The sequence below is a fragment of the Pseudobacter sp. genome (assembly GCF_051955275.1).
Taxonomy (GTDB): domain Bacteria; phylum Bacteroidota; class Bacteroidia; order Chitinophagales; family Chitinophagaceae; genus Pseudobacter.
Genome location: NZ_JBQCGW010000285.1, coordinates 1 through 16,972, shown reverse-complemented (window position 1 = coordinate 16,972; position 16,972 = coordinate 1). Strand labels below are relative to the sequence as shown.

17 protein-coding genes and 1 tRNA gene are annotated in these 16,972 nt (G+C 46.0%); 4 read left to right on the top strand and 14 right to left on the bottom strand.

Annotated features, from left to right (window positions below):
* On the top strand, window positions 1-742 hold a 742-nt coding region (locus ACTHMC_RS24995; RefSeq protein ID WP_440417453.1), incomplete at its 5' end, for an aminotransferase class I/II-fold pyridoxal phosphate-dependent enzyme.
* Between the two features lie 71 nt (window positions 743-813).
* Window positions 814-887, top strand: a tRNA-Met gene (locus ACTHMC_RS24990).
* A 94-nt stretch (window positions 888-981) separates the two neighbouring features.
* Here ACTHMC_RS24990 and ACTHMC_RS24985 read toward each other — a convergent pair.
* The 13 genes from ACTHMC_RS24985 to ACTHMC_RS24925 form a co-directional block, all read right to left on the bottom strand.
* Window positions 982-1,413, bottom strand: coding sequence for a hypothetical protein (locus tag ACTHMC_RS24985; protein WP_440417451.1), 432 nt, complete (start codon window positions 1,411-1,413; stop codon window positions 982-984).
* Between the two features lie 19 nt (window positions 1,414-1,432).
* Window positions 1,433-2,296, bottom strand: coding sequence for a hypothetical protein (locus tag ACTHMC_RS24980; protein WP_440417450.1), 864 nt, complete (start codon window positions 2,294-2,296; stop codon window positions 1,433-1,435).
* Window positions 2,297-2,322: 26 nt separating this feature from the next.
* Window positions 2,323-2,901, bottom strand: coding sequence for a hypothetical protein (locus ACTHMC_RS24975; protein WP_440417449.1), 579 nt, complete (start codon window positions 2,899-2,901; stop codon window positions 2,323-2,325).
* Window positions 2,902-2,924: 23 nt separating this feature from the next.
* Window positions 2,925-4,685: a thiol-activated cytolysin family protein gene (locus ACTHMC_RS24970; RefSeq protein ID WP_440417447.1), complete on the bottom strand. Its 1,761-nt coding sequence runs from the start codon at window positions 4,683-4,685 to the stop codon at window positions 2,925-2,927.
* 105 nt (window positions 4,686-4,790) lie between these two features.
* Window positions 4,791-5,618, bottom strand: a complete 828-nt coding sequence (locus ACTHMC_RS24965) for a helix-turn-helix domain-containing protein (protein WP_440417446.1) — start codon at window positions 5,616-5,618, stop codon at window positions 4,791-4,793.
* A gap of 334 nt (window positions 5,619-5,952) precedes the next feature.
* Window positions 5,953-6,558, bottom strand: coding sequence for a hypothetical protein (locus ACTHMC_RS24960; protein WP_440417444.1), 606 nt, complete (start codon window positions 6,556-6,558; stop codon window positions 5,953-5,955).
* Window positions 6,555-7,394, bottom strand: a complete 840-nt coding sequence (locus ACTHMC_RS24955; RefSeq protein ID WP_440417442.1) for a ThuA domain-containing protein — start codon at window positions 7,392-7,394, stop codon at window positions 6,555-6,557. The genes ACTHMC_RS24960 and ACTHMC_RS24955 overlap by 4 nt, the downstream gene beginning before the upstream one ends.
* A gap of 144 nt (window positions 7,395-7,538) precedes the next feature.
* Window positions 7,539-8,918 (bottom strand): M12 family metallopeptidase, encoded by a 1,380-nt coding sequence (locus ACTHMC_RS24950; RefSeq protein WP_440417440.1) that lies wholly within the window; start codon window positions 8,916-8,918, stop codon window positions 7,539-7,541.
* Between the two features lie 18 nt (window positions 8,919-8,936).
* Window positions 8,937-9,527, bottom strand: coding sequence for an RICIN domain-containing protein (locus ACTHMC_RS24945; protein ID WP_440417438.1), 591 nt, complete (start codon window positions 9,525-9,527; stop codon window positions 8,937-8,939).
* A gap of 17 nt (window positions 9,528-9,544) precedes the next feature.
* Entirely contained in the window at window positions 9,545-10,120 is a 576-nt protein-coding gene (locus ACTHMC_RS24940) for an RICIN domain-containing protein (protein WP_440417437.1), read from the bottom strand.
* A gap of 7 nt (window positions 10,121-10,127) precedes the next feature.
* Entirely contained in the window at window positions 10,128-10,655 is a 528-nt protein-coding gene (locus ACTHMC_RS24935) for a hypothetical protein (protein WP_440417436.1), read from the bottom strand.
* Window positions 10,656-10,665: 10 nt separating this feature from the next.
* Window positions 10,666-11,079 carry a lipocalin family protein gene (locus tag ACTHMC_RS24930; RefSeq protein WP_440417434.1) on the bottom strand — a complete coding sequence of 138 codons (414 nt, stop codon included), beginning with the start codon at window positions 11,077-11,079 and terminating at the stop codon, window positions 10,666-10,668.
* A 26-nt stretch (window positions 11,080-11,105) separates the two neighbouring features.
* Window positions 11,106-11,963 (bottom strand): hypothetical protein, encoded by an 858-nt coding sequence (locus ACTHMC_RS24925; protein WP_440417432.1) that lies wholly within the window; start codon window positions 11,961-11,963, stop codon window positions 11,106-11,108.
* Between the two features lie 133 nt (window positions 11,964-12,096).
* On the opposite strand from ACTHMC_RS24925, the gene ACTHMC_RS24920 reads away from it, so the two are divergent.
* Complete coding sequence (locus ACTHMC_RS24920; protein ID WP_440417430.1) at window positions 12,097-12,801, top strand: LytR/AlgR family response regulator transcription factor; 705 nt, start codon at window positions 12,097-12,099, stop codon at window positions 12,799-12,801.
* A 6-nt stretch (window positions 12,802-12,807) separates the two neighbouring features.
* Window positions 12,808-14,826 carry a tetratricopeptide repeat protein gene (locus ACTHMC_RS24915; protein WP_440417428.1) on the top strand — a complete coding sequence of 673 codons (2,019 nt, stop codon included), beginning with the start codon at window positions 12,808-12,810 and terminating at the stop codon, window positions 14,824-14,826.
* A 55-nt stretch (window positions 14,827-14,881) separates the two neighbouring features.
* Here ACTHMC_RS24915 and ACTHMC_RS24910 read toward each other — a convergent pair.
* Window positions 14,882-16,972, bottom strand: a 2,091-nt coding sequence (locus ACTHMC_RS24910; protein WP_440417427.1) for an IPT/TIG domain-containing protein, incomplete at its 5' end; no start/stop codon positions are given.

The following is a 16,972-nucleotide window of genomic DNA, read 5'->3' as shown; positions in this document are numbered from 1 at the left end:
TATCAGCGATTTTGAGAAAATGATCACGCCACGCACGAAAGCTATCGTGATCTGCAATCCCAACAACCCCACAGGTTATCTCTACAGCAAAGAAGAGATGGACACACTGAAGGAAATTGTGATCAAGCACAACCTGTTCCTGTTTTCGGATGAAGCTTACCGTGAGTTTGCTTACGATGGTCAGCAGATCAGCGCTATGCAGCTGGAAGGCGCCGAGCAGAATGTGATCCTGATGGATACCATTTCCAAAAGATACAGCGCCTGCGGCGGCCGTATCGGTGCATTCGTAACAAAGAACCAGCAGGTACTGGATTCAGCCATGAAATTTGCACAGGCCAGGCTAAGTCCTCCCTCCTTTGCACAGATCCTGGGCGAAGCAGCTGTTGACCTCCCCGATAATTATTTTGATGCCACCCGCGCCGAATACCAGAAGCGCAGGGATGTACTGGTACAAAGGCTCAATGCCATGGAAGGTGTATTCTGTCCTAACCCGGGCGGCGCTTTTTATGCAATGGCCAAATTGCCCATCGATGATTCCGATAAATTCTGCCAGTGGCTGCTGGAAAGCTTCAGCCATAACAACCAGACCGTAATGCTGGCGCCCGCCACAGGCTTCTATGGAACAAAGGGTTTAGGACTGAATGAAGTACGCCTGGCCTACGTTCTGAACGTTGACGACCTGAATTCCGCCATGGATTGTTTAGAAGCGGCATTAAAAGAATATCCAGGAAGAACGAAATAAGTTTTTTCCGAAAGGAGATTTTATATATTTTTGCACCCCTTTCAACAGCGAAATATCTTTGAAAGGGCCACGCCGGGGTAGCTCAGGCGGTTAGAGCGCAGGATTCATAACCCTGAGGTCACGAGTTCAACTCTCGTCCCCGGTACTAAAAAGAAAAGCGATTACAATAAAATGTAGTCGCTTTTTCATGTTATGCCAGTGGAGACTGCTATCATACCGGCATCAGAGAAAGCAGTTTTCTAATCCATGGCTACAGGATGAGTATGATCAAAAACCAGAATCGAAACGGTGTTTTTACCTGAACTGGCCTTGATGACAAAATCCTCTTCCCAGCCGGCATTCAGCAATTCTATATTTTTAAGGATCCAGTTGCCGCTGCGGTCTGCAGTCAGTGAAAATTTCCTGTTCATTCTTTTGATCGGACCTTGCCCTTTGTAAATCTTCTGCCGGTTATCATGAGCAGTTTTATAATACGAACTGCTGATATGTAACACTACCACAGATCCTGGCTTTGCTTTTCCATAGACCTTATATTCACCGCGAACTTTCTGATTGTTCTTAGGAAATAAGATGGAAAGTTCGGTACTTTTCTGATTTGCAACACGCGCACTGCTTCCTGCACTATTACTTCCTGCAAATAATAAATAACTGATCAATAAGAGAACATTCATAGCTGTAATTTAAGTGTGATCATTTGGCACTGACGGTATACGCCCTCTTCCAGGTCAGGTCAATATTTTTTGTGGGCGAAGGAGCATCAGCATATTCACTTGAAGAGATCATAAACCCATTGTTCCGGATTTCCACAAATCGCCTGATCCCATCCATATGATACACAAGCACATTTGTAATAGTGGTGAAACAAGGCGGTACCCTGCATTGCGCCTCTGTCTTTGTTGTGGTAAGTTGCGGAACTATTTTATAATTGTTCAGCAGCTTATTATTCCGGTAATGTTTCAATCCGCTTTTGGTTGATATGCTAATTACATCTCCCCTTTTCCAGTTCAGCACATCATCTTCCACAGCAGTAATACTGAATTTCCTTTCAACAGGAAAGGGATCTTTGGCCCTGGCATCACTGATAATGATCCTGTTCTCAGTGCCGGCTTTCTGCTGCTTTTGGAAGTACGCCGGGTAATCTCCCTGCGCCGCTTCCGGAAAATCTTCCGGTTTGTATCCGTCAGCTACATAAGGTTTAAAGCCTTGTTTGATGGAGAATTTAGTTGGAAAGCTTGCTACCAGCTTACAGGAATCGTTGTAATATTTAGTACTGGCAGGTTCATTGATATGACAGCCGATTGATGGTTTCGAATGAAGAACATAAAGTGTGTTTCCATTCTTTAAAAGATATGTATGCCGGAATTGCTTTGCACCCAGAGAAGCACGTACTCCTTTGGCAGGCGGGGCAGTGAGCTTTTTAATACACTCAGGCAGTACTACAGAATCACCATACTGCACATTTCGGGCAGGAGTATCCAAAACCTCGCTTCCAACACTATTCAACCCACACAACAGAAACACACAGGAAAAAGCGAAAAGAATCCTTCTTTCCATAATTTAAGATTTACCAAAACGCACACTCAGAATTGTAATACCCTCGCATGAGCAATCTCCATCTGACTGCCCACGATATATCCCCCGCCCTCAACACCTGTTACCTTCAGGTTTTTATCAACCGTGTACACACTATTGCTATGCGCGAATTTTATTATATAACCAGTGCTGGTTGCCATCATTCTTCCCAAAAAACGTTTCTTGTCCGCTTTGAATGTAGCGATGATATCATAAGGTTGTTTTTCACTTGCCCCGGTCAGATCACAGGCATCGGGGTCAACCATATACGCATTGATGATAAAAACCGTTCCTGCTGCATAACCACCGCCTTTACTGGATTTCACCACTGCCTGCATGGTGGCAGGCGAACCGTTTTCTGCCCGCTTGAAATCCGTGAACTGGTATACTGAATTAGAGTGAATGAAGCGGCAGGAAAATTCAGTACCATTTACAGACAGGATCTCGGCCACATACTTTGTTTTATCTGCACTACCATGAATAAACATCCCCTTTTGCAACTGCTTCCCAAAAATCTTCTCTGCACATTGCGAATGGCCGGTAAATGACATGCCAAGGCATATAACAATAGCTGATAATATTCTCATGACTGCTATATTTTGTTGGTTAATTACCGTGCAGGCGGCCTTTGCATCACCTTTACAGTATAATTGAAACTGAAGATCCTGCCATTGATATGCACCGGCACATCAAACGTGGCCACACTGCCAATATCTTTCAGTCGTTTATCACTTCTTTGTTTCTGGTTGTTTTCATTCTTGCTGCCGCCGATGCTGGTACGGTATGTTACGATCCGCTGCGTCTCCACCCGGAACAAAGGATTCTGTTCATATTCTTCATTACTGATGGTGTACCTGCGGGTGGCATCTCCGATCCTGTGCGGTTGCCTGAAATCGATATGTGGCGGCGTCTGACAACCCTGCCATCCTTCCATCCAGCAGATGATCGGCTTGTCAAGTCCGGCATTTTCATTTTTCCATTGTCCATTTACAGAAACACCAACCGATTGTGAAATACCCAGCTTGGCGCTTTCCTTTTTGTTATTACTGATACTATTGAGTGTTACGGTGATGTCCCAGGGTTGCGGCGGTGCAGCAGCAGGCGGCTTGGGCACACATTGCTGATAGTTGATATTACTTGCCACACTTTCCCATCGCATACCGATATCGCGCATATTTTTGAATGTATATTCAATCGGCACAGCAGCCTGCGAGGAAGTACTGGTCATCCACTGGTTGATGGTAGCCTGTACTGATGCAGCTGTAGGATTCGGAATAGTGATCACATCTCCATTCCCACCAATAAACAATAAGCGCACCGTGGTTTTAGCCCTGCTCATTTTATCGACGATGCCTAAACCAAGATTGGCCGATACGCCAAATCCATCATAGGACGCTTTCGCTCCTACTTCCATATGCTCCTGATCAAGCTCTGTTTCTATAATACCGATCACACGTCTGCCATAGGTCACAGACGACATGTACACATTTTCATTTTTTGCATTCTCCGCCTCATCTTTGTAAAAACCGCCTTCCGCACCATCGGGCCTGTTGGCCGTGATCACATAGTTCTTCTGCTTGGCATCGATGCTCATATAGGTCTTCTTGCTATCATACTTCAAGCCGAACTTCGCACTGGCTTTAAAACCGTAACCACCACCACCCGCTTCCACGTTCAGCGCAAATGTGGCCTCGTTAACGATGGTCTGCACATATATTTCCGTACTTAGATTATTTGCCTGTTTGGGTAATGCATACTTCAATTTGCCTGCTGCTTCATCGAGGTTGTTCTTGGTAGGATCTTCCACCAGGATCTGCTTGCCATTACCACTACTGGATGACACCTGGAGGATGATAGGATTCCGCTTGCTTTTATTATGAGGTGGCTGCGTATTGTTCTTGATATAGTCGTTATAATTATAAGCGGCCCCGGGATAGGTGTGCGACATTTTATCCGCCAGTGGCGCATCGAAGCTTTCCGACTCCGGGCTCAGGGAGATGCTGTAAGATGTGCAGATAAGTCCGTTATCATCGGTAGTTCCTTTGTTCCTTGCCTTGGGATTTCTACCACTACTGGTAGTTGCCCTGACACGGTCCAGTGGTTCAATATACGTGGTGATCTTAGTGCCACCTACTGTGGCAACGATAGGAGTTCCGCGTAATACGTTATGTACGCCACCGTTCATTTCCTTGGAGAGATCAGCTCCTGTGACAACCTTTTTTCCGTTTGCCTCCACTTTCTTTTCTGCCTGGGGCAGGGTGCCACTCTTGTCAAGGACTTTCGGTTTCGTAATGATCTTTGCTTCTTTTTTTATCTGTGCTGTAGTCATCAGACTGATCAGCACCCCAATAACCAGGAGAGTAATTCTCATATGGTATGAAACTAACTTTTAGGAATAGTAATGTCTGCGCCAAAAATATGCGCAAATCGTGCCAGGGAAATAGTACAAACGCGACAAATTTCACTGATCAATTCGTCAGGCCTGCAGAGGATCTTCAGGAAGGAGTATCAAACCGGACATATTTCTATTCATATCCATGTCCCCCGGATTGAATGCAGCAAAGGTTTTGAAATCCCGGATCAGGTGCATCTGATCGTAGTAGCCGCAACGCATGGAAATTTCTCCCCAGGTCAGTTGAGGAAGCAACGTTCTCATCCTGTAGGCTTTTGTAAACCTCACCAGCTTTGAATAGTGTTTGGGGGACATTCCAAAATTTTCCAGGAATTTTCGTTGCAATTGCCGCATGCTCATGCAGGCAATGGAAGCAATATCATTGACAGCTACATTGCCGTTACTGTGCAATAATTTTTCAAAAGCATAGTCAACAGGCAGATACGGACTGGCATTGGCTGCGCAGGTCAGCAGGAAGATTTCCACCTGTTTGATTTTTTCTACCAGGCTTTCAGCATTCACAATTCTTTCAAAGAGGTCTGCAAATTCTTTATGCAGCACATCTCTTGCATTGTAACAATCATTATTGAATAGGGACATGGGGACTTTGAAAAGCCTGAAAAAGCTACCGCTTCTGAACTTCACAATGATAGATTTCAGGGTCTTTCCTTTCAACTCGGTTTTACCTAATTGCGGAGGAATGATAGTGGTGCAATGAAAACGTGAAAATCCATTCGTTTTATCTGTTCTTACCTGGAAATCCGTTTCGTATTCAAAGCTGAGAAAGCATTCGTGACTTGGAAGACTGGTCTGAATATAATCACCGGCTTCATCAGACACCCTATTTAAGCAAAAGATCGCTTCCACGAACTCGCTTAATGCCGGATGCACTTTATGAAATGTGATGTTCATATCGCAGTGAAATTTCCTGACCAGGTTGATGGGAAACCTATATATTAAAAATAAGAAATTTCCTGGCTTCCATCATGCAGAATCAATACTACCCAAAGTCCCTGACACACTGAGTGTGCCCCTCCACTCGCGAGGAATGCAATACCTGTACAGGCGGTCCAGGTCCTCAAACCGGATAGCAAACAACTCGCAATCCTCGATGGCCTGAATATTTTCCATGGTGGGCTTCTGTAATAAGAACCCGGTGATGGTGGCTACAATTTCATTCTCTACAGTAAGCCAGGTGGTGATGTGGACGTCTGGGAGTCATGATCCCAAAATAAAACAATTAGCGCTATCCTCTCATGGAAATATTATCATGTACCCATTTTGCTTCCTCTTCGGGTGATACTTTGTCCACGGTGCTGCTGGTACGGCTGAAGGTAGCGCGCGCATGATCATAAGGGTTGCTATCATCGAAATAAGGCCCCACCACTCCCAGCATCCAGCCGTCTTCAGCGGCCCAGTGTGGCTCGTTTACGCGGTATTTGAACACTTCGTAATGTACAAAATTATGCTGACCGTCGAAATCGAGCGTAACCCGTTTGATATACTCCATTTCATCCGGACAGGCATCCAGTTCTGTAGGATATTCAAGCCAGTTGGCCAGCTGTCCTTCGGCACTTTTGATGAGCGTGTTATATTCTTCCGGGAAAAGATCAAGCCGTTCAAATTCAGCCAGCAATGCATAGGTCATTTGACGGGTCCTGATATCGGCAGCAAAAGGAAATACTGTAGCAGGAGAAACAGGCTCGTTGTTTTCCAGTTTATCAAGCAATGGTTTTATTCTTACGAAAATTTCCCGGTTACGGCTTTTCCTCCTGTAACTGCTTTTGAAATACATGGCAGTCACCAGAAAGATCAGACCGATTACAATTCCGGAACCTAATATCGTGTTCATTCAGAAAGGTTAAAGCGTTTTATTTTTCCCAGCCACAATAACGACTGGAGTATACATTTATTCTGCACTTTATTACCAAATGTAGCACTCAGCTCCTTATTGGTGCCATGCTCATAATCCATATCATTATGTCCCATATTGAAGTACACCATCCGGTATTTTGTGTTGGTCCAGGCTACGGGATAATATCCGCTATGCCAGATCTCCTGCGGCTTGGGGCCTGTTCCCAGCGGAAAGGAGGAACTGTCTATGGATAACAATATCCTGATAGCAGCATTTCGCCTCAGGTCCTTCGTCCATTTGTACCATTCATTGGGCGCGGATTTCCATACAGCCGGCACTCCTTTGGTAACAGGATGTTTTCCGTCTTCCACCTTCAGCATGGCAGCGGTAGGCCTCCAGGTATTCCCATCATATTCACCCGATCCTAAAAAATCATTGTGGTACCAGTCCCAGTTCTGGGGATACGCTGATGGCGTGAGCGCAAAAGCAGAAAAATGGAAACCCATCCAGGCCCCGCCTTTTTCCATATAGCGGCGAAAAGCTTCGCGTTGCGGGATGGAATCCGGACGGGTATCTAAAAAGATCACCACCTGGTATGCTGACAGTACCGTATCATTCAGTTTGCTCCAATCGGAAGTGGAATCGAAGGAGAAATGATGCTGCTTACTCATTTCTGAAAACCATTTGTTTGCTTCATGTACGAAGCTGATATGCGCAAGATCATTCTTTCCGGTGAAGAATGCAATGGCCTTGAAATGAATTGAATGGTTCTGCGCAAACAGGCCGTAATAAGAGAACTGTAAAAGCAGGAGATAGAGAATCCGGAAGCGCATAGGCATGGTTTAACTAATCAACCTAAGATAATCATTCCGGCGGCAATAAAAAATTTCTGCGCATAGGAGGTGGCCTCAGACCCAATACCTGCAAAAGAAAAGCTCCGCCGGGGCGGAGCCTTTCACTTATGCTACAATCAATATCTAATTCTTTTTCACTTTCTCTTTATAGGTCCCCATCGGGCTCACCATTTTTATCTTATCCTCCTGCCTGGGTTTCACCAATACCGGCAGGTCTCCCACTCTTTCAAAGGAAAATGATTGCACTGCTTTTTCCTGCTGAATGATCAGGCCACCATTGTTCAGCCCAAGCAGTCCCAGGTATTTGTAATTGCCCACTACCTGGATAGTATAACCTTTCATAGCCTCGTGCCAGAGAATATAAAACAGGTTGAAATTGATATTGCCTGCCTCTTCCTGCGCAATGACCGTAAGGTCCTTTGTACTTGCAGCAGGCACTCCCAACCTGATATTGCTATGCATGGGAGTGATCTCAAATCCGTTGACACCTCCTCTCACAGCGAATTTCTGATTGGCCTGATTGAAGCCATCCCATTGCTGTAATACGGCTCCTTTTTCTTTACTGATATCTTTTATATCCAGGTATTTTCCTGTACTGCGTACCCTGATCCTGTATACACCTTCCTTCAACTGACCGGAAGCAAGAGCCGGCGCCTGCCGTTTGAACATCATCTCTATGTCAAGCCGGGGATACCGGAGATTATTCGGAAACATATCATTGAGCCCTTTCAGGTCACCTTCCGACAAAACTTCGTTACCCAATTTACAGGCAGACACATTCGTTCCATTCTTACACCTGATGGTAACTGCATCTTTACTGATGCCGAAAGCATTGGCATCATAATGCATGATGGAATTATAATCATATGGGCCGATAGCCACGCCAGGTTCGATCTGAAAATTATGTTTGAACCCGGGCTTCACATTACTCATATTCACTTCCACATAATCATTCCTGTCGGCCCTGCTCTGTTCATGCCACAGACCCAGTGCATGAAGCAGTTCGTGCAACACTACAGATTCAGGCATATTCCTGTTCACGAACAGGATCTGCTCACCGCCCTGTCTGCCAATAGCCGAGAGCCCTCCAATCTCATCCGTTCCGGGCCCAAGCAGCATTTCTATCCTGATGAAGTCCGTTTCATTTGAATAAGGAATGAAACGCACGTTGGTTCTGGTGTTCAGCGTCAACAATGCCTGTAATACTGTTGGAAACATTCCATATTCAAACACCTGATCGCTGATCTTTACCGGGATATACCCACGGGGCCACAGATTGAGCAACAGGCCATTAGGGTCAGTGCGCAGGTAAGAAGTTTTTTTAGGGAAATCATCACCCATAATGATATCACCATTCAGCACAAAATAGTTTCCGACTTTGCTGAGCTGATACTCCTGCTCGCGCTGCCCGATCTGCACTTTCTTAGCCACAAACTCCTGTCTTGCAAAAGCAGTGCTGTTGGCAAAAAGACAGACAACCAATAAAAAAATTAGCTTATCCATATAGATAGAATTCAAGATTTAATTTTTCTTTTTTAAGATACCGCCTGGCTTCAGGTGTACAGGGCGGCTCTGCCCATCCACGGGTGGCGCTTCCACTTCCTCAAAAAAATAAGTGTTGCTGCAATCCAGCGCTGCGTCCTGGTACACCTGTAATTTCAACCCAAAGAAACCGCCTGGAACGATCTGCATCGGCCGTTTATCGCCCAGTGCATATTTGATCTGCCATCCATCGAGACAATCAGTAGTATAATTTAGAACCCACCTGCCGGAATATTGCGATGCGGAGCCCAGCACTACTTTATCATCTTCGCTTCCATCGCCCTTCTCTGTGCAGATGGCTTTGTTTCCATGGAGGCAGAAGAAACTCCAGCTTGCATCCGTATTCTTCTTTGCCAGGAATTTCTGCCAGCGCTTATCTTCATAAGGCCATTCCATCAGCCGCGCCCCATTATCATTTGAACCGTTATGTACTGATACATACTTTCCGGATTGAACTACCCTGATCTTGTAATAACGGCCATCCTTTGGCGGACTGCCCTGATAGGTCTGGGCCACAGCACAAACAGAAGAGATTACCAGGAGGCATAACGAAAGAAATATCGCTTTCATAAAAATAGATTTGATGATTATTCAGACTTGTTATCAGACACGCCCGGCTTGAAACGTTCATTTCCCGGAGGTTTGGGCAACTCCTCATCCACTTCATTCTTTTTGAAATCCAGCACCATGGGCCGCATAGTATTATCGCCCTGCAAGAACGCATAAGCGCCATTGCCCGGCGTTACAGAGGAGTTGAAATGCTGTACCACCATGCGCATCCTGTTCTGAAAAGAGCTGATCACATAACCCCGGCTGCCCTTCTGTTTCTGAATGATCCATTTCTGATTGTCCTGATCTTTCCAATCCCATTGAATCAACTTTGCACCTGCCGCGGGCACCCCCTGCGTGCTCAGGAACTTTCCGCTATGTTTCAACTGAACAGTGTATACATTATTACCAAGATGTTTGAGCAGAAAGAAAAAATGACGGCCATATTCTTTATCCCACTGGATCAGGTTCGCTCCATTGTTATTCGATCCACCTGCGATGGCCAGGAATTTTCCGGTGTCGAATATTTTGATCATGTATTCTCCATCGGTAAGCGTTTGGCAACGTACACCCAGGCTGCCGGTCAGCAGCATCAACATCAGTACCTGTTTCATATTTTACTTATTGGTGGTAATAGAATTTCCCATCGGTGATCCGGATCAGATTCCCTTCCACACATTGCATGGTGCCACTGAAACTTCCTTCCACTTCCTGCTCACTTTTAGATGCTCTCCTGATCACAATGGTTAGTTGGTTGCCCTGCATCAGGCCTCCGCAGAGATAGTTGGTCACAGTAAGATTAGCAAGTTGTGCTACATCCTGCGAGGTCTGACGCTTACTGCCGTCGGCAGTTGAATTGGCATTACTGATGGTATATGTTTTTGCACCGGTTGCGTTGGAGAGACTGATCGTCAGTTCCTGCTGTGTACTGCCATTGCCTTTCTTGCCTCCGATAGCAAGCACATCGCCCATATAACCGGCTTCCACATTATCGGCCTTCCACTCTTTTCCATCGATCTTCATCGTCATATAATTTCCTTTACCGGAAGCAGGGTTGTTTTCTGCCGGCGCTTTTGATTGATCTCCTTCATTGTTGCAGGAAATCAACATCCATGTTATCATTCCCAGGAACATTACTCTGTTTATCATGATCTTGCTTTTAAAGTTTCTGATAAGTGATCACTCCCTGCCCTTCGGTACCAGTCATGATCATTTTGTTTCCCTTAAATACTACCGTGTAGGATTGTCCTACCGCAAAATTGGTAGCAGATGTTGTGAACTTATTCCCTTCCAGTTTCCATTTGGTTTTGGCGTACATTTTTTCCTGTACCTTTTTATAGTTCTCATCACAACCAGAACTGGCTGCATTGAGCCGGAAAGTACCGTCAGCGTTGATCTCCCAGACCACCTTTTCAGCGCATGGCCTGCTTTTCAACAATGCAACATGACTATCGAACTTCTGCCCTTCATACTCCGACATATGCGAGATCTTTTTCCATTTTCCAACCACACTCTGCGCTTCGAGCAATTGAGAAATGCAGATAGAGAGTATGAGAAAAAGAAATGTTTTCATGATGTTATTATTAAATGATTATAGGATTATTTTTTGCCCCAGCCTTCGGGCCAGTTCATGAGCTCATTCATACTTCTCCAGTCAACATACTGTACTGTTCCTTTAAGACATGCCGTTCCATAGCTGGATGGACAGTTACTTTCAAAAGACAAGAACCGCCATTCATCCACATCGAAGAAGAGGTATGAATTGTAAGTGGATTCGAAAGTCATCATCATGTCCACCTCTATCCAGGGATTGTATCCACTCAACAATCCACTCAGCGCAATCCCGCCATATCCGGGCACACTCACTTCCGAATAACTCTCTTTAGAGAAGTAATAAATTATATCCGACGGAATGGAATTGCCTGCGCCATCAGCGCGCCACCCAGTGGCCCTGCCCTGCGGGTTTTCGCGAGCCATGCTTCCGGCATACAATGGATTATGGAGGTAATTGACCATGTATATCCCGGTGGAGTATTTATGGATACTATCATACCGGTAATTGAACCTTGGCCCGGTGGTCTGGCTCTGCAGCCGCATATACTGGTTAACTATCATATCGTTGCTGTAGCCGAAACTCACATCCCTCGCTTCCGCTGGCCAGTTTTCGGCCAGACTATCGATCGGCAACGGCCCCTTTTTCAGTTTGAACTTGAACCCGGAAGTTGTATTAACAAGATCGAACGTGAAATAGGATTTATCCTTGTTCTCAGCATGGTCCAGGTCCAGGATCATGTAGCCATCCCGCACCCAGGTAGTGCCGTTATGCTTCCAGTTCATAAGAATGGACTTGGGTTTCCTGTTGGAAACAGAGGATTTTCTGTCGTCATCCCCGTTCTTTTTGCAGGCTGTCAACTGTAACCCTGCCAGCAGAACAACAAATAAAATAAGGCGGTCCATAGTTGTGCTTTTTGTTTCAGGAGTAAAGCTATACCTCCTTGAAACCCACAGAAAAGGCCAATCGCTGAACGACTGGTTAAATAGAGGAACAGCAAGTTTTGATTATATTTGAAATCAACTTAATTCAATACTGATGGCCAGACCTTTAACCTGCATCGTAGTAGATGATCAGGAAATAGACAGGCTCACTACTTTATCCCTTGTTAAAAAACATCCGCAGTTGCAGGTCGCCGGTGTCTACGATAATCCGGGAACCGCGCTGACAGCGGTACAGAACAGTATTCCGGATATTGCCTTCCTGGATGTTGATATGCCCGCCATGAGTGGGCTTGAACTGAGAAGACAATTACAGCAGATCCCCGCGTGCGTATTCATTACATCCTACCCGGAGTATGCAGCTGAAAGCTTTGAAGTGGCTGCCCTGGATTTTATAGTAAAGCCATTGAAGTCTGAGCGCTTCGCAAAAACAGTTGACCGTTTGCAGGAATTCTTCACCATCCTCGATAAAGCGGCATTGCTGGACCATTCCCTGGGCAGCAATACCATCTTCATCAAAGACGGTCACCATCAGGTAAAACTTCCCCTCCATGAGATCATTTACCTGGAAGCCCTGAAAGATTACACACGCATTGTAACCCTCACCGGAAAACATTGTATACTGAGCTCACTGGGAAACCTGTTGAAGGAAAATGAATTCAATTCATTTATCCGCATCCATAAAAGTTTCGCCGTACAGAAGCATTTCATAGAACGGATCAAAGCACAGGAAATAGAAGTAAGAGGCACCATACTTCCTGTTGGAAGAACATACAAAGACGCCCTCAGCGGCTTAAAATAACCAACAATGAAAAATTTTCTACCTTTTTTCTTTCTCGTGATCAGCCTGCCAGCAGTGTCACAGGAGGGAAGGGCATTCGTTGATTCTCTCATCAAAGCAGTGCCGGGTCAGACCAACGACACTGCCAAAGCAAGACTGTACAACAGAATTTTCAATGAACTCAATTATATTGATGTGAATGAGGCCATGTCCTATGCCCGTTCCGGCCTGGCTCATGCTACAAAAATGAAATGGCCCAAGGGCATCGCCGTTTTCCATAGCAATATCGGCATGGCATTCTCCAATGCCGGTAATTTCGATTCGGCCAGACACTATTACGAATCTGCGCTTAAAGTACATGAACAACTGGGTGATAAGTATAATATGGCCATGACCAATAATAATATGGGCACGGCAGCACAGAATATCCGCAGTGATTTTTCAACGGCTGCCCAATATTATTTCAAAGCATTGCAGTTAGCCGAAGAACTGAACGACAGCACCCTGCTCCCGCTCACGCTAAGCAATATCTCACGCATACATTCTCTGCAAAAGAATTACTTAAAAGCCGAAGAATCCGCCACCAGGGCGCTGCATATCCGGGAAAAGAACGGCACACCCGATGCCATTGCACAATCACTGGAAGATATCGGTAAGATCCATTACCAGTCAGGCAATCATAAAGCGGCAGCGTCTACCTTCCTGAAAGCACAGTCCATCTATGAACAATCAGGCAACCTGATGGGCCTGGCCACTATCTGGTCCGGACTATCGCTTACCTACGGCAATGACCACAGGAAAATCATCGAGGCCCGTCTCAAATCAAAATCATTATGGGACGAAGTGAATCCCGTACATCCGGAAGCCATTACCAATACCGGCAACCTGGGCGTAGCCTACCTGGAGCTGGTAAAATTTGATTCCAACCACAGCGTACGATATGGCGATGTGATCCCTGACAACAAAAAGCAACTGCTACAGAAAGCAGAAACTTATCTGAAGTCGGCTGTGGAGCTGGCCGGACAAACCGGGGATATGGATAACAAATCCTTCTTCACCGGTATACTGGCTGAATTGCAGGAACAGACCGGCGATTACAGGAATGCCTTCTACAATTACAGGACCTTCAAGGAAATGGAAGATTCTATTTACTCACAGGAAAACAAGAACAAAATCGCAGAAGCAGAAAGCCTGCGTGCCATCGAAAAGAAGAACAGTGAACTGCGTATCAACCAGCTGGCACTGAGCAATCAGCGGAAAACAGTATGGGGACTGTCCGCCGGTGTTCTGCTGCTTTCCGCCATCGGGATCCTGCTCTATCGCCAGAACAAAATGAGAAAACGTTCCAACGAAACATTGCTTCAACTCAACAGGGAACTGAACAATGCCAATAAAATGAAAGCAAGGTTCTTCGGCATCCTCAGTCATGATCTCCGTGCTCCTGTTGTGAACCTCATCAATTTCCTGCACCTGCGCAAAGAGCCCGGTATACTGAGCAAAGACCAGGAAGAAAAACATGAACAGAAGATCACCAGCTCTGCTGAAGCATTACTGGAAAATATGGAGAGTCTCCTGCTTTGGAGCAAGAACCAGATGGACCAGTTCAAGCCATCGCCATCTGAGATAAATATTGGTGATCTTTATAAATACATTGATCAGCAGTTCCAGCATAGTGGCGTGAGCATACAGTTTGAAGGAGATCAGCAAATCAAATTGTTCACAGATGAGAACTGCATCCGCACCATCATGTACAATCTCACCAGCAACTCCCTGAAAGCGGTATCACAGCAACCCGATGGACAGATCAGTTGGGAAGCCGGCATCGAAAACAATCAGGTTTTTATTTGTATCAATGACAACGGCACTGGCCTGGATCCTGAATTGTTAATGAACGATGACCTGCGCGCATCTTCCGCCACCAGCGTGAGGTCCGGTCTGGGCCTATCGATTGTAAAAGACCTGGCAAAAGCCATTGGTTGCACCATTGGCATTGCACCGGTTTCGAAAGGTACCTGCATCAGAATCATCTTACCCCAAAGAATATAAAAAACCCACCTGCGTTCTCCGGCAGGTGGGTATACTCTACTCAACAATCCAGCATTTACTGCAGGAATACTTTTCTGATCGCTTTGTTCTGGCCATCGAGCAAATAGATGCTGCCATCTGAACCAATCGCCATATCGTTAATGGATTGGAACCTGGCTTGAGAAAGGGTTCCATCCTGGTAACCAAAGTTGAATTTCACCAACGTGCTTACTTCCCTGGTGGCGATAACAACTCTTCTGAAGGCCTTGTTAAAATTATCCATCACCAGTAACTCTCCGGGTTTGGTAACAAGTAAGGTGGAGATACCATTGAATCTTGCATCTGAAGCTACACCATCAGCGTAACCTGCATCCGAATACCCAACCAGATCATAGGTCTGACCTCCGGGTGTAGTGATACGCACACCATTCGCGCTGTTCGTACTCTGGTCAGGATAATAAATATTACCTGCCGCGTCAACAGCTGAACGGCTCAGCAGCCACAAAGGACCATTTATCCTTGAGTAGGTTCCTACTGTGGTTACCCGGTTCATGCCGGCAGCCAGTCCGGTAATTCCCGCATATATGACGCCGTTAGCATCGATAGTTATATAATTCGGAGCGAAACCTGATGTGTGAACCGTTATGACTCCGGCTGGTGTGATCTTCCTGATATTGAAGGCACCCGCATCAGCTACATAGATATTGTCGCTCTTATCTATAGTAATTCCGGCAGGTGTATTCCAAACGATATCGGCACCATTTGCCTGCAAAACTGAAACTGTTCCATCGGGAGTGATTTTCTTCACCTGCTTTGCCTCCTGATCAACTACATACAGGTTGTCATGGCTATCGATAGCCATCGATACAGTACCTGAAGAGAAAACTGCGCTGGAGGGGCCTCCAACCAATGTAAGCACACCAGCCCTTTTGAAAGGAACAGGCGCCAACGCTTCCTGCCCATGTACAGCAACCTTCAGGTCACCCGTACTCACTGTTGGCGGAGCAGTCAATGTCAGACTTGTTTCAGAAGCAGCAGTAACAGTGGTTGCAACACCATTGATGGTAACCATATTCTCCGCAGACACTGCACTGAACCCTGTACCGGTCACCGTGATGGTTGATCCTGCCAAACCGTTATCAGGGGTGATACTGGCGATGCCCAGTGTCTGATCTTTGAATTGAGGGCCATCAGTAGCCTGATCATTCACCACCACGCGCACATTGCCGGAACCTGTACCGCCAGGCAAAGTAAGGATCAGTTGATTGGCCGTAGCAGCCGTTACAGGCACTTCCACGTTATTGATGAATACATGGTTCTCATCCAGTACCCCGCTGAAGACATCACCGGTGATGGTCATCACAGAACCCTGCGGCCCGCTCAAAGGAGACACAATATTGATCACCGGTTTGCCCACTACTGTAAATGCAGGGCCGGTAATTTTTTGTCCATTTATGTTCACGCTCACAGGTCCGGTAGTTACATCTGCAGGAGCCTGTACGATAATTTCAGTTTCTGTTGCAGAAACAACCGTTGCTGCTTTACCATTGAAATCGATGATATTTCCTTCCAGGGTTGTTTCAAATCCACTACCCCTGATACTAACTTTTGTATTGGCGCCACCAGTCAATGGTTTGATAGCGCTCACAGCCTGGTATTTGAAATCCTGACCTTTTGCCTGCATGCCATCCACGTTTACGGTAACCGGACCGGTGCCCGCATCGAGCGGGATCTCCGCCACAATCAGGGTGTCCGTTACACTCACAATCAGTGCGGACTTACCATTCACGGCAACAACAGCCGGTTCTTTGATGCTGCTGAACCCTGCCCCGCTGATCCTGATCTGGGAGCCCACTGTACCGTTGTTGGGGAACACACGGCTTACGGTAAGTGACTGATAGGTATAAGCACCTACTTCATAGGTTTTATCTGCATATACAAAAGTTATATTTCCTGTTTTTCCGGAAGCAGGCATTCTTACTACCAGCGCTTCTGAAGTGGCGCTTACCATTTCAGCATCAGTACCGGCCACACTGGCTTTGTACTGACTGAGGTTACCTGAAAAACCCTTGCCTTCGATGGTCACCAGCGTTCCCGCCTGACCACTGTTGGGATAATAGTTGGTGACTTCTACCGGTACAGGCGGTACCTTATCGTCCTTCTTACA

What these genes read in the sequence shown, in the direction of transcription:
- ACTHMC_RS24935 (WP_440417436.1), bottom strand. Translation starts at nt 10,655, where the DNA reads ATGATAAACAGAGTAATGTTCCTGGGAATGATAACATGGATGTTGATT.
- ACTHMC_RS24945 (WP_440417438.1), bottom strand. Translation starts at nt 9,527, where the DNA reads ATGAAAGCGATATTTCTTTCGTTATGCCTCCTGGTAATCTCTTCTGTT.
- ACTHMC_RS24925 (WP_440417432.1), bottom strand. Translation starts at nt 11,963, where the DNA reads ATGGACCGCCTTATTTTATTTGTTGTTCTGCTGGCAGGGTTACAGTTG.
- ACTHMC_RS24980 (WP_440417450.1), bottom strand. Translation starts at nt 2,296, where the DNA reads ATGGAAAGAAGGATTCTTTTCGCTTTTTCCTGTGTGTTTCTGTTGTGT.
- ACTHMC_RS24960 (WP_440417444.1), bottom strand. Translation starts at nt 6,558, where the DNA reads ATGAACACGATATTAGGTTCCGGAATTGTAATCGGTCTGATCTTTCTG.
- ACTHMC_RS24950 (WP_440417440.1), bottom strand. Translation starts at nt 8,918, where the DNA reads ATGGATAAGCTAATTTTTTTATTGGTTGTCTGTCTTTTTGCCAACAGC.
- ACTHMC_RS24955 (WP_440417442.1), bottom strand. Translation starts at nt 7,394, where the DNA reads ATGCGCTTCCGGATTCTCTATCTCCTGCTTTTACAGTTCTCTTATTAC.
- ACTHMC_RS24985 (WP_440417451.1), bottom strand. Translation starts at nt 1,413, where the DNA reads ATGAATGTTCTCTTATTGATCAGTTATTTATTATTTGCAGGAAGTAAT.
- ACTHMC_RS24915 (WP_440417428.1), top strand. Translation starts at nt 12,808, where the DNA reads ATGAAAAATTTTCTACCTTTTTTCTTTCTCGTGATCAGCCTGCCAGCA.
- ACTHMC_RS24930 (WP_440417434.1), bottom strand. Translation starts at nt 11,079, where the DNA reads ATGAAAACATTTCTTTTTCTCATACTCTCTATCTGCATTTCTCAATTG.
- ACTHMC_RS24965 (WP_440417446.1), bottom strand. Translation starts at nt 5,618, where the DNA reads ATGAACATCACATTTCATAAAGTGCATCCGGCATTAAGCGAGTTCGTG.
- ACTHMC_RS24975 (WP_440417449.1), bottom strand. Translation starts at nt 2,901, where the DNA reads ATGAGAATATTATCAGCTATTGTTATATGCCTTGGCATGTCATTTACC.
- ACTHMC_RS24940 (WP_440417437.1), bottom strand. Translation starts at nt 10,120, where the DNA reads ATGAAACAGGTACTGATGTTGATGCTGCTGACCGGCAGCCTGGGTGTA.
- ACTHMC_RS24970 (WP_440417447.1), bottom strand. Translation starts at nt 4,685, where the DNA reads ATGAGAATTACTCTCCTGGTTATTGGGGTGCTGATCAGTCTGATGACT.
- ACTHMC_RS24920 (WP_440417430.1), top strand. Translation starts at nt 12,097, where the DNA reads ATGGCCAGACCTTTAACCTGCATCGTAGTAGATGATCAGGAAATAGAC.